Source organism: Actinomyces provencensis, assembly GCF_900155435.1.
Lineage (GTDB): Bacteria > Actinomycetota > Actinomycetes > Actinomycetales > Actinomycetaceae > Pauljensenia > Pauljensenia provencensis.
The window spans coordinates 966,699-979,345 of the sequence record NZ_LT700212.1 but is presented as its reverse complement, the minus strand read 5'-3'; the positions used below and the strand labels follow the sequence as shown (position 1 = coordinate 979,345).

Annotated in this window: 6 protein-coding genes; 4 read left to right on the top strand and 2 right to left on the bottom strand. The window is 70.4% G+C overall.

From position 1 onward, the window contains the following. Positions 1-150 precede the first annotated feature (150 nt). Positions 151-2,028 carry an AMP-dependent synthetase/ligase gene (locus tag BQ9890_RS04225; protein ID WP_075889606.1) on the bottom strand — a complete coding sequence of 626 codons (1,878 nt, stop codon included), beginning with the start codon at positions 2,026-2,028 and terminating at the stop codon, positions 151-153. Between the two features lie 238 nt (positions 2,029-2,266). Here BQ9890_RS04225 and BQ9890_RS04220 point away from each other — a divergent pair, with 238 nt between their 5' ends. After that, positions 2,267-2,905 carry a hypothetical protein gene (locus BQ9890_RS04220; protein WP_075889604.1) on the top strand — a complete coding sequence of 213 codons (639 nt, stop codon included), beginning with the start codon at positions 2,267-2,269 and terminating at the stop codon, positions 2,903-2,905. A gap of 95 nt (positions 2,906-3,000) precedes the next feature. Here BQ9890_RS04220 and glnA read toward each other — a convergent pair whose 3' ends face one another. After that, on the bottom strand, positions 3,001-4,425 hold the full coding sequence (glnA, locus tag BQ9890_RS04215; protein WP_075889602.1) for a type I glutamate--ammonia ligase: 1,425 nt from the start codon (positions 4,423-4,425) through the stop codon (positions 3,001-3,003). Positions 4,426-4,681: 256 nt separating this feature from the next. Here glnA and gltB point away from each other — a divergent pair, with 256 nt between their 5' ends. The 3 genes from gltB to BQ9890_RS04200 all read left to right on the top strand — a co-directional run bounded on the left by gltB (position 4,682) and on the right by BQ9890_RS04200 (position 11,984). Further along, positions 4,682-9,238: a glutamate synthase large subunit gene (gene gltB / locus BQ9890_RS04210; RefSeq protein ID WP_075889600.1), complete on the top strand. Its 4,557-nt coding sequence runs from the start codon at positions 4,682-4,684 to the stop codon at positions 9,236-9,238. Then, complete coding sequence (locus BQ9890_RS04205; protein ID WP_075889598.1) at positions 9,231-10,688, top strand: glutamate synthase subunit beta; 1,458 nt, start codon at positions 9,231-9,233, stop codon at positions 10,686-10,688. The genes gltB and BQ9890_RS04205 overlap by 8 nt, the downstream gene beginning before the upstream one ends. An 87-nt stretch (positions 10,689-10,775) precedes the next feature. Continuing rightward, on the top strand, positions 10,776-11,984 hold the full coding sequence (locus tag BQ9890_RS04200; protein WP_326844909.1) for an IS110 family RNA-guided transposase: 1,209 nt from the start codon (positions 10,776-10,778) through the stop codon (positions 11,982-11,984). Positions 11,985-12,647: the final 663 nt, after the last annotated feature.

Sequence of the window (12,647 nt, the reverse complement as noted above, 5' to 3'; positions counted from 1 at the left end):
CGGGTCTGCGCGCCCCTCTCCCCGGGGGGATCCGTGGAGGGGGGCGGCCCCGCCGTGCCGCCCGGTGACCCCGGTGTCCGGCACACCACGCCCGCAGCACCCCGGTGCGTCAGTGGCGGTCCGTGCGCACCGGGGCGTGGGTCGTGGGGGTCAGGCGCGCCTGCCGCGACGCCGACGACGGCCCTCGGCCTCCGCGTTCTCCTGGGCCACCTTCTCGGCCTCGCCCTCGTCGTAGAGCGCGTCGACGTCCCCCGCGAAGTCGTGGAGCACCTGGGAGCGGCGCAGCTTGAGGGAGGGCGTCAGGTAGCCGTTCTCCACCGTGAAGGCCGCGTCCAGGATCCGGAAGCGGCGGATGGACTCCGCCCGCGACACCTGGTGGTTGGCGCGGTCGATGGCACGCTGGAGGGACTCGCGCACCTCGGGCAGGTCCGCGGCCGTGGCCGGGTCGACGGTGTCGAGCCCGTGCGCACGCAGCCAGCCGGGCAGCATCTCCGCGTCCAGGGTGATGAGGGCACCGATGTAGGGGCGACCGTCACCCACCACGACCACGTGGCTGATGAGGGGATGGGTCTGCAGGGCGTCCTCGAGGACCTCCGGGGAGACGTTCTTCCCGCCGGCGGTGACGATGAGTTCCTTCTTGCGTCCCGTGATCCTCAGCTGCCCCTTGCGGTCCAGGGTGCCCAGGTCCCCGGTGTGGAACCACCCGCCGCTGAGGGCCTTCGCGGTCTCCTCGGGCAGGTCGTGGTAGCCACGCATGACGGAGATGCCGCGGACCAGGACCTCCCCGTCCTCGGCGACGCGCACGGAGTCCCCCGGCAGGACCTGACCGACGGCACCCGTGGGGTTGGCACCGGGACGCTGGACGGTGATCGGGCCGGTGGTCTCGGAGAGCCCGTAGCCCTGGAGGAGGGTGATGCCGGTGCCGGCGAAGAACTGGGCCAGGTCGGTGGCCAGCGGCGCACCTCCCGAGACGACGTACCTGATGTTCGGACCCAGTGCGGCACGCACCTTGCCGAGCACGAGACGCTCGGCCATCCCGTGGCGCAGTCGCAGGGCGGGGGAGGGGCCGAAGGCGGTCTCCCGGGCGGCGGAGGCGGCGCGCGCCTGCTTGGCGGACCACGCGAAGATGCGTCGACGCAGGCCGTGCCCGGCCTTGGAGGAGGCTGCGTTGTAGACCTTCTCCAGGACGCGGGGGACGGCGAGCAGGGCGGAGGGCCTGAACGCCTGGATGTCCGGCAGGAGGCGCTTGACGTCGGGGGAGAAGGCAATGGTCCCGTGCCCCCCGAGCACCGCGTGCATGACGAAACGTGCGAGCACGTGGGCCAGGGGCAGGAACAGGAGCAGACGCGTGTCCGGGGCGTCGATGACCTCCGGGAGGATCTGGTACACGGCGCGGGTCGTGCCCACGAAGTTGGAGTGTGTGAGCACCACGCCCTTGGGGACGCCGGTGGTGCCCGAGGTGTAGATGATGGTCGCCACGTCCTCGGCCCGCACTGCGGCCGACCGGTCGTCGACCTCGGAGGGGGCCACGGACCGTGCCGCCGAGCTGAGCGTGCGCAGGGCGCCCCGGTCCAGGGAGTCGATGGCGCGCACACCCGGGGTGCGCACGGACTCCACCAGTTCCGCCTGCTGCGAGGTCGCGGTGAAGACGTGGGAGACCTCGGCATCGGCCAGGATGTGACCGATCTGGGCGGCGGAGTCGGACTCGTAGATCGGGACGGTCACCGCGCCGACGCTGAGGATCCCCAGGTCCAGGAGCATCCACTCGAAGCTGGTGGCGGACAGCACGGCCACGGACTCACCGGGGCGGACGCCGACGCCGATCAGCCCACGCGCGACGTCCTCGACACGGTCGGCGAGCTCCCGTGCGCGCACCGGTCTCCAGGCACCCACCTCGGTGCGCTCCTCGACGACGATGTCATCGGGCCTGGCCTCCGCGCGCTCGCGCAGCATGGCCTGGACGGTGTCGGAGGGGTCGATGGTGAATCGGGGCGTGTCGGTGAAGGACCCGTCGCGGTTCTTCCTCATGGTCGTGGTCTCCTTGCCTCGGGGTGCACGCTCGGTACCGTTGCTGCTTGGAACTCTAGCGGCGGCGAGGGGACCTCTCCCGTCGGCGCACCGGGGTGCGGGTACCGGTGCGCGCTGGTCCGGACCAGCAGTGGTCGGGACGGGAGTGGTCGGGACGGCGGTCGTCGGGCTGCCCACCTCCCGACGCGCCGGTGGCCACACGCGTCGATAGCATGGCCGGGAGAGGGGTGGCACGGACATGGGTCGGTGGACACGCAGCTGGCGCCGACGGCGCGCCGAGGAGGGCGACGGGAGCCCCCTGCGGGAGTGGCGCCCGTGGCACGCGCTGTGGAGGTCCGCCCTCGTCACCGAACACGCTGGCCACCACTGGACGGTGGACGTCGACCACTTCGACTGGGAGGGGCGCGCCCTGCTCCACCGGGACGGCAGGTGCGCGGCGGTGTCCGTCATGCCCGCGGCCTTCCCCGTGCCGGGGGCCCACATCGAGGTCGCCACGGGCACGTGGGGACTGACACGGGCCCACATCGTCCACGAGGACGGACGCGAGGAGGTGCTCGATCCTCTTCCCGGCACCTCCGAGGCCTGGCGTGCCCGCATGGGCGAGCGCTTCCCCCGCACGAGCAGGGCGGTGGGCGTCCTGGCGGTGCTCGTGCTCACGGTGAACCTCGTGCTCCTCGGCCTCGCACTGGCCGAGTGGGCCACCCACCAGTCCTGGGCGGCGCCCCATGTCGCACCGTGGTCCTCCCCGCTCCGGCTCCCGGACTGGCTCCCCGGCATCCTGGTGGTCGCGGGGGTCCTGGCCGCCCTGGAACGTGCGCTGACCATCCGCAGCCACTGGCTGGTGGATGCCGAGACCGGGTGGTTCAACCTCGGCTGAGGGGAGGGGCCGCGGACGCACGACGGCCCCGGCACCACGCGGGTGCCGGGACCGTCGTCGGAGCGGGACGGACAGCCGGGGCTGCCGTCGCCGACTCAGATGTTGTAGTACAGCTGGAACTCGTAGGGGTGGGGGAAGTTGCGCAGCGGCGCGACCTCGTTGGTCTCCTTGTAGTCCAGCCAGGTGTCGATGAGGTCCTGGGTGAAGACGTCACCCTCGGTGAGGAACTCGTGGTCCTCGGCCAGGCTCGCCAGTGCGGACTCCAGCGAGCTCGGCAGCTTGGCGATGTCCTCGTACTCGGCCGGCGGGAGCTCGTAGAGGTCCTTGTCGATCGGGGCGGCGGGCTCGATGCGGTTGCGGATGCCGTCCAGGCCGGCCATGAGGCAGGCGGAGAAGGACAGGTACGGGTTCGCCGAGGGGTCCGGCACGCGGTACTCGACGCGCTTGGCCTTGGGCGAGGTGCCGGTGACGGGGATGCGGATGCAGGCGGAACGGTTGCGGGCCGAGTAGACGAGGTTCACGGGGGCCTCGAAGCCCGGCACCAGGCGGCGGAAGGAGTTCACCGAGGGGTTGGTGAAGGCCAGCAGCGCCGGGGCGTGCTTGAGGAGGCCGCCGATGTACCAGCGCGCGGTGTCGGAGAGGGAGCCGTAGCCGCGCTCGTCGTAGAAGAGGGGCTCGCCGTCCTTCCACAGGGACTGGTGGGTGTGCATGCCCGACCCGTTGTCACCGAAGACCGGCTTGGGCATGAAGGTCGCCGACTTGCCGAACTGCGTGGCCGTGTTCTTGACCACGTACTTGAACTTCATCATGTCGTCGGCGGCCGTCGTCAGGGAGGCGAAGCGGTAGTTGATCTCGTGCTGGCCGGCGGAGCCGACCTCGTGGTGCGCACGCTCGATGTCGAGACCCACGGCCTGCAGGTTCGTCACCATCTGGTCGCGCAGGTCGACGAAGTGGTCATTGGGGGAGACCGGGAAGTACCCGCCCTTGACGCCCAGCTTGTACCCGAGGTTGCCGCCGGCCTCCTCGCGACCCGTGTTCCAGAACGCCTCGGCGGAGTCCACGGAGTAGAAGGTGTACTCCGGCTTCACCTGGTAGCGCACGTCGTCGAAGAGGTAGAACTCCGCCTCGGCACCGATGAAGCAGGTGTCGGCGATCCCGGTGGACTTCAGGTACGCCTCGGCCTTGGAGGCCACCTGGCGGGGGTCGCGGGAGAAGGGCTCGTCGGTGAAGGGGTCCACGATCGAGAAGTTCACGATCAGCGTCTTCGCCTCACGGAAGGGATCGAGGAAGGCCGAGGTCGGGTCCGCGATGAGCTTCATGTCCGACTCGTGGATCGCGGTGAAGCCGCGCACGGACGAACCGTCGAACATCACCCCGTCCTCCAGGGCGGCACCCTTGAACTCGGCGGCGGGCACGGTGAAATGCTGCTGGACGCCAGGCAGGTCGCAGAAGCGGACGTCGACGTACTGGACGCCTTCGCGGTCGATGAAATCCACGACCTCGTCGGAGTTGCTGAACATGGGGTGTCCTTCCCGGAGACTGTGCAGGCTGGTCGGGTGACGCGGTGACTCCCGGTCAAGATCCTGCAAACCGATGACAAAAGGGAGTGTAGCGGGGAGTCGGGCGGGCTCCAGGCGACTCGTCCGCATGTTGGTCCTTGATCGGCGCGGCGACCCCGGTGGCGGCATCCTTGAACACCGGCGATATCACCTTGACCCGTTCTTGGTTCGGGGCCTCTCGGGCCCGGGTCGGCGGCAGACACTACAGGGGGTCCCCATGAACCATCAGGAAGCCGGCCGTCCCCAGGCCATCGGCCTCTACGATCCGGCCAACGAGCACGATGCCTGCGGCATCGCCTTCGTCGCCACGCTCACGGGTCCACCCACGCACACCATCGTGGAGCAGGGGCTCCACGCCCTGGAGAAGCTCGACCACCGCGGTGCGGTGGGCGCCGAGGAGAACTCCGGCGACGGTGCGGGCATCCTCATCCAGCTCCCGGACGAGTTCTTCCGTGAGACCGTCCGCCCCGACCTCCCGCGCGTGGGCTCCTACGCCGCGGGCCTCGTCTTCCTGCCCGGTGCGCACGACGGACGCGTGGAGCTCTCCCGCGCCGTGGCGGCTGTGGAGCGCATCACCCGCGAGGAGGGCCTGCGGGTCCTCGCCTGGCGCGACGTGCCCGTCGACGACACCGGCGTGGGCCCCACCGCACGCGGCTCCATGCCGACCTTCCGGCAGCTGCTGGTCGCCGACCAGCACAACCGCCGCAGCGGGCGCGACCTCGAGGTGGCCGCCTACCGGGTCCGTCGTCGCTGCGAGCACGAGGCCGGGGTCTACATGACCGGTCTGTCGACCCAGACCTTCGTGTACAAGGGCATGCTCACCACGATGCAGCTGCCGGAGTTCTTCACCGACCTCTCCCACCCGACACTCACGTCGCGCCTGGCCCTGGTCCACTCCCGTTTCTCGACGAACACCTTCCCCTCGTGGCGTCTCGCCCAGCCCTTCCGGATGGTCGCCCACAACGGTGAGATCAACACCGTGCGCGGCAACCGCAACTGGATGAGTGCCCGTGAGGGGCAGCTCGCCAGCCCCGTCCTGGGGGACATGGCCCCGCTGCTGCCGGTCACGACCGACGCCGTCTCCGACTCCGCCTCGCTGGACGAGGTCCTGGAGCTCCTCGTCCTCTCCGGGAGGTCCCTGCCCCAGGCCGTCGCCATGATGGTGCCCGAGGCCTGGGAGAACAACGAGCAGATGGACCCCGGACTGCGGGCCTTCTACAAGTACGCCTCCACGCTCATGGAGCCCTGGGACGGCCCGGCCGCCGTCACCTTCACCGACGGCCACCTCATCGGCGCCGTCATGGACCGCAACGGGCTGCGCCCCGGACGGTGGCAGGTCACCGAGGACGGCCTGGTGGTCCTCGCCTCGGAGACGGGTGTCCTGGGCATCCCGGACTCCCAGATCCGCGCCAAGGGTCGCCTGGAGCCCGGCTCCATGTTCCTGGTCGACCTCGACGCGGGGCGGATCGTCCCCAACAAGGAGATCAAGGACGCCCTCGCGGGCCAAAGGCCGTGGGGGGAGTGGCTCGACGACAAGCTGGTGCACCTCTCCGACCTGCCCGAGCGCGAGCACATCGACCACTCGCACTCCTCCGTCCTGCGCCGCCAGCAGGAGTTCGGCTACACCCAGGAGGACCTCGACATCATCCTCACGCCCATGGCGACCTCCGGGGCCGAGGCCCTGGGTTCCATGGGCTCGGACACCCCCATCGCCGTCCTCTCCGCCCGGCCGCGCCTCCTCTTCGACTACTTCCAGGAGCTCTTCGCCCAGGTGACGAACCCGCCCCTGGACGCCATCCGGGAGGAGCTGGTGACGGCCCTGGGGACCACGGTCGGCCCTCAGCCGAACCTGCTGGAGGACACCCCCGACCACGCCCGCAAGCTGGAGATCGACTTCCCCGTCATCGACTCCGACCAGCTCGCCCAGATCTCCCACATCGGCAGCGCCCGCGCGGGCAAGGGGTTCACCTCCCGTGTCATCCGCTGCCTCTACCGCGTCTCGGGTGGGGGGGACTCGCTGGAGGAGGCCCTCGAGGACATCTTCCGCCAGGCGGACGAGGCCGTGGAGGAGGGCGTCTCCTTCCTCGTCCTCTCCGACCGTGAGTCCAATGCGGAGATGGCGCCCATCCCGTCACTGCTGGCCACCTCCGCACTCCACCACCACCTCCTGCGCCGCCAGACGCGCACGCAGGTGGGACTGGTCGTGGAGGCCGGGGACGTGCGCGAGGTCCACCACGTCGCACTCCTCGTCGGCTACGGTGCGGCCGCCGTCAACCCTTACCTCGCGATGGAGTCCGTGGAGTCCATGGCCCGCGCCGGCCACCTGGGCGACACCACTCCCCACGACGCCGTCGCCCACCTCATCAAGGCACTCGGCAAGGGTGTCCTGAAGGTGATGTCGAAGATGGGCATCTCCACGGTGTCCTCCTACTGCGGGGCCCAGGTCTTCCAGGCGGTCGGGCTCTCGCAGGAGTTCGTGGACCGCTTCTTCGCGGGCACCGCGAGCCCGCTGGGGGGCGTCGGACTCGACGTCATCGCCGCAGAGGTCGCCTCCCGCCACGAGGTCGCCTACCCGCCCTCGGGGATCTCCCCGGCCCACCGCACCCTGGACGTCGGCGGCGAGTACAAGTGGCGGCGCGAGGGCGAGGCCCACCTCTTCAACCCCGAGACCATCGCGCGCCTGCAGACCGCCACGCGCACCGAGTCCCGCCAGGTCTTCCGCTCCTACACCGACGGGGTGGACGACCAGTCGCGCCAGCTCATGACCCTGCGCGGGATGATGCAGCTGCGCACCGAGGAGGTCGAGCCGGTCCCCCTGGAGGAGGTCGAGTCGGTCGCCGAGATCGTCAAGCGCTTCGCCACGGGCGCCATGTCCTTCGGGTCCATCTCCCAGGAGGCGCACGAGACCATGGCCATCGCCATGAACGCCCTGGGTGCCCGGTCCAACACGGGCGAGGGCGGGGAGTCCCCCGAGCGTCTGCGCGACCCCCGGCGCAACTCCGCGATCAAGCAGGTCGCCTCCGGGCGCTTCGGCGTCACCGCCGACTACCTCACCCACTCCCGTGACATCCAGATCAAGATGGCCCAGGGCGCCAAGCCCGGCGAGGGCGGTCAGCTGCCCGCCCAGAAGGTCTACCCCTGGGTCGCCAAGGAACGCCACTCCACGCCCGGTGTCGGCCTGATCTCGCCGCCCCCGCACCACGACATCTACTCCATCGAGGACCTCAAGCAGCTGATCTCGGACCTCAAGAACGCCAATCCCGACGCGCGGGTCCACGTCAAGCTCGTCTCCGAGGTCGGCGTGGGAACGGTCGCCGCCGGTGTGTCCAAGGCACGTGCCGATGTGGTCCTGATCTCGGGTGCGGACGGCGGGACGGGCGCCGCCCCGCTGACCTCCCTCAAGCACGCCGGTGCCCCCTGGGAGATCGGGCTGGCCGAGACCCAGCAGACCCTCGTCCTCAACGACCTGCGCGACCGCATCGTCGTCCAGGCGGACGGCCAGCTCAAGACCGGTCGCGACGTGATCGTCGCAGCCCTCCTGGGTGCGGAGGAGTTCGGCTTCGCCACCGCGCCGCTCGTGGTCTCGGGGTGCATCATGATGCGGGTCTGCCAGAAGGACACCTGCCCGGTGGGTGTGGCCACGCAGAACCCCGAGCTGCGTGCGCGCTACTCCGGCAAGCCGGAGTACGTCATCAACTTCTTCACCTTCATCGCCGAGCAGGTGCGCGAGATCCTCGCCTCCCTGGGGCTGCGCTCCATCGAGGAGGCGGTCGGGCGCTCCGACCTGCTCGACGTCTCCGACGCGGTGGACCACTGGAAGGCCGCCGGCCTCGACCTCGGTCCCGTCTTCCAGCGCATCGAGCCGCGTCCCGGGTCCTCGCTGCACCAGGTGCAGGGCCAGGAGCACCACCTGGAGGACGTGCTGGACCGTCGCCTCATCACCCTCGCCGCCCCGGCCCTGGAGCGTCGTGAGCCCGTGACCATCGAGGCGGAGATCCACAACACGGACCGCACCACCGGCGCGATGCTCGGCCACGAGATCGCGCTGCGCTACGGCGACCACGGTCTCGCCGCCGACACGATCTCCATCCGGCTCACCGGCTCCGCCGGGCAGTCCCTGGGGGCCTTCCTGCCCCAGGGTGTCTCGATCACGGTCGAGGGCGACGCGAACGACTACGTCGGCAAGTCCCTGTGCGGTGGCACGGTGGCGGTGCGGCCCTCACGCTCCGCGAAGTTCGCGGCCAACGAGAACACGGTGGCGGGCAACGTCATCGGCTACGGCGCGACCTCTGGCGAGCTCTACGTCTCGGGCAGGGTCGGTGAGCGCTTCGGTGTGCGCAACTCCGGTGCGACCCTGGTGTGCGAGGGCACCGGCGACCATGCCCTGGAGTACATGACCGGTGGAGAGGTCCTCGTGCTGGGCCGCACCGGACGCAATGTCGCCGCCGGCATGTCCGGGGGCACCGGCTACCTGCTGGACTTCGACTCCGGCCTGCTCAACCCGCAGGTGCTGGCACAGCTGGAGGTCTCGGGCCTCTCCGACGCCGACGGGGAGCGGGTCGCCCTGCTCCTGCGCCGCCACGTCGAGCTCACGGGATCCGTGGTCGCCCAGCGTCTGCTCGACGACCTGCCGGCCTCACTGGCCCGATTCACCCGCATCCAGCCCACGCAGTTCGCCCAGGTCACCGAGATCCTCTCCGAGGCCGACGCCTCGGGCGTCGACCGGGAGGACCCCGAGGTGTGGCAGAAGATTCTGGAGGTGTCCCATGGCTGACCCGAAGGGGTTCCTGAAGATCCGGGAGCGCGAGCTGCCGGAGCGCCGTCCCGTCCCCGTGCGCATCCGCGACTTCGACGAGGTCTACGAGGAGCAGGAGATCGGCGTCGTCGAACGCCAGGCAGGGCGTTGCATGGACTGCGGCACGCCCTTCTGCCACTACGGCTGCCCCCTGGGCAACCTGATCCCGGAGTGGAACACCCTGGGGTGGAAGGGTGACTGGAGGAGCGCCATCGAGCGCCTCCACGCCACCAACAACTTCCCGGACTTCACCGGGCGCCTCTGCCCGGCCCCGTGCGAGGCGGCCTGCGTGCTGTCCATCAACCAGCCCGCCGTGACGATCAAGAACGTCGAGCACACGGCCGTCGACCACGCCTTCGACGAGGGCTGGGTGACCCCCCAGATCCCCCAGAAGCTCACCGAGTTCACGGTGGCGGTGGTCGGGTCGGGCCCGGCCGGGCTCGCCACTGCCCAGCAGCTCACCCGCGCCGGGCACACCGTGGCCGTCTTCGAGCGTGCCGACGCGATCGGTGGCCTCATGCGCTACGGGATCCCCGAGTTCAAGATGGAGAAGGCGGTCCTGGACCGTCGCCTCGACCAGATGCGCGCCGAGGGCGCCCGCTTCCACGTCGGGGTCGACGTCGGTCACGACGTGACGGGGGACGACCTCCTGGAGCGTTTCGACGCCGTCGTGCTCACCACGGGGTCCACGGTGGGACGCGACCTGCCCGCGCCGGGACGGCAGCTGGGCGGCATCCACCAGGCCGTCGACTACCTGACCCGCTCGACCAAGCACGTCCACGGGGACACCGAGGTCGACTGGATCAGCGCCGAGGGCAAGGACGTCGTCATCATCGGCGGCGGCGACACCGGAGCCGACTGCCTGGGCACCGCCATCCGTCAGGGGGCGCGCTCCGTGACGAGCCTGGAGATCATGCCCCAGCCGCCCGCCGAGCGCACGGCCGCCGACCCCTGGCCGAGCTACCCGCGCATCTTCCGGGTGGCGTCGGCCCACGAGGAGGGCGGGGAGCGTCTCTACGCGGTCTCCACCGCGGAGTTCCTCGGGGACGAGGAGGGCAATGTCTCCCAGCTGCGGCTCAGCGAGGTCAGGTTCTCCGGTGGGCGCTTCGAGCCCGTGGAGGGCACGGAGCGGATCATCCCCGCCCAGCTGGTGCTGCTCGCCATGGGCTTCACCGGGGTCGAGCGTGAGGGCCTCGTCGACCAGCTCGGCCTCGAGGTCGACGCCCGTGGTCGCGTCGTGCGCGACGAGCACTGGGCGACGACCCATCCGGGTGTGTTCGTGGCCGGGGACGCCGGGCGCGGGCAGTCGTTGATCGTGTGGGCCATCGCGGAGGGCCGCTCGGCCGCGGCCGCCGTGGACGAGTACCTGCGCGGGCGTACCGAGCTGCCGGCCCCCATCGCGCCGACCGACGTCCAGTACCGCCCCTGACGGCGAAGTCCGCTCAGTTCGGGCCTCGAAGACGATATGGGGGTGGGGGTGGTCTGAGGTTGGGTCTTGTGGCCTGGGGCCTTCCCTGTGCAACGTGGTTCAGTGCCCTGGTTGGGGTGCAGTGCCACGGTTTCGTGGATCGCCCTCGCCCGTGGGTGGGGGTGCCGACATGCGATTCAGGGGAGGCCCCAGGTGTTGTCAGATGCTACGTGTATTGGGTTGGATGTTCACGCTCGCAGTGTTCGAGCAGCAGCGATTGATCCCCTCTCGGGTGTGATCCGGGAGGCTGCGTTGGGGGGTGGGGACGGGGAGGTCCTCGACTTCATTGCGCGTGTGGGTGACGCCCGGGGGGTGCGGGTGGCCTATGAGGCCGGGCCGACCGGTTTCCACCTGGCACGGACCCTGGAGGGGGAGGGCATTGAGTGTGTGGTGGCGGCCCCCTCGAAACTGTTGCGTGCCAGTGGAGACCGCATCAAGACGGACCGTCGTGATGCCCTCCACCTGGCCCAGATGCTCGCGGCGGGCCAAGTGGTGGGAGTGCGTGTCCCCACCGTGGAGGAGGAGTCCGCCCGGGACCTGGTGCGTGCTCGTGATGACGTGCGCCGTGAACTCATGGCCGCTCGTCATCGTCTCTCCAAGCTGCTCCTGCGTCGGGGTTTCCTCTATGAGGGCAAGACCACGTGGGGTGTGGCTCACCGGGCGTGGCTGGGCACGATCCGCCGGGAGGGACTGGCTGGGGCGGGGTGGGCGACCTTGCAGACCTTTGATGAGTCCTGGGAGACGGTCTGTGCTCTGGAGGCCAGGAGGGGGCGCCTCGATGAGGGCATCGCCCGCCTGGCTGAGGAGTCCTCCTTCGCTGAGGGGGTGAAGCGACTGTCCTGCCTGCGCGGCATCTCCACCCTCACAGCGGTGGGCCTGGCTGTGGAGGTGGGTGACTGGCAGCGTTTCACCCCCACCAGCATCGGCTCCTACCTGGGGTTGGTCCCCAGTGAGCACTCCTCGGGGTCCACCCGCCACCAAGGCGGCCTCACCCGCACCGGGAACGCGCATGCGCGCAGGCTCCTGGTGGAGGCCGCCTGGCACCACCTGCCCACCTACCATCCATCTGCCACCTTGCAGGCACGCTGGGACAAGGCCCCCCGAGCAGTCGCAGACCACGCCGGGCGCGGCAACCGTCGACTCCACAAGCGATGGCTGGGATTCAAGGCCCGCAAGAAGACTCCCACGGTCGCCAACTGCGCCATCGCGCGTGAACTGGCCGGATGGTGTCAGGTGCTGGTCACCATGGACGCCTGAGCCCCACAGTCTCGTCGAGGCCGGCCCCTGAGGGAGTGGGGCAGTGTGTCGGAGAGGGAAACCACCGATGCGGACATGGGCACCCACCCGGGCACGCCCGTCTCGAAGACCGCAGTGAACCCCTCTTCCGCCGGAACACCGTCATGCGGCACCAACCCGCGAATATCAGAGTGACCACACCGTCCACCAACGGACACACCCCACCCCCACAAGGCCCCACCCCGACGACCGAGGCGCCGCCCCACAACCAGTGCCGGGCGGCGCCTCACCATGCCCACTTGACAGCACACACCCCCATATCAGTCCGCTCAGTTCGGGCCCTGAGGTCAGCCCCGGTCGCTCGCTCACCGTCCGCCCTCGTCGCCCCCGGGCCCAGCGGTCGCACGTCCGGGCACGTGACCCACGGGTCCGCTGCTGCCGCGGCGGTGACGGGGGGCGATCCCGCGGGCCCGCCCGGACGCACGGGGCCCCTCCCGGCTCCTGCCTGTGGGACCGGGTTCGGCCCCGGTCACCCCGACGCCCAACGCGGACGAGGGCCGCAGTCCCTCAGGGCACCGGGGAAGCCCCAGGGAGAAGGGGACGGACCCCGGTACCGGAAGTGGGCGGACCTCGGCACCGGAACTGAGCGGACCTCGGCACCGGAACTGAGCGGACCTCGGCACC

Excerpts from the sequence above, each read along its gene's own strand:
- BQ9890_RS04225 (WP_075889606.1), bottom strand. The coding sequence starts at position 2,028 with ATGAGGAAGAACCGCGACGGGTCCTTCACCGACACGCCCCGATTCACC.
- BQ9890_RS04220 (WP_075889604.1), top strand. The coding sequence starts at position 2,267 with ATGGGTCGGTGGACACGCAGCTGGCGCCGACGGCGCGCCGAGGAGGGC.
- glnA (WP_075889602.1), bottom strand. The coding sequence starts at position 4,425 with ATGTTCAGCAACTCCGACGAGGTCGTGGATTTCATCGACCGCGAAGGC.
- gltB (WP_075889600.1), top strand. The coding sequence starts at position 4,682 with ATGAACCATCAGGAAGCCGGCCGTCCCCAGGCCATCGGCCTCTACGAT.
- BQ9890_RS04205 (WP_075889598.1), top strand. The coding sequence starts at position 9,231 with ATGGCTGACCCGAAGGGGTTCCTGAAGATCCGGGAGCGCGAGCTGCCG.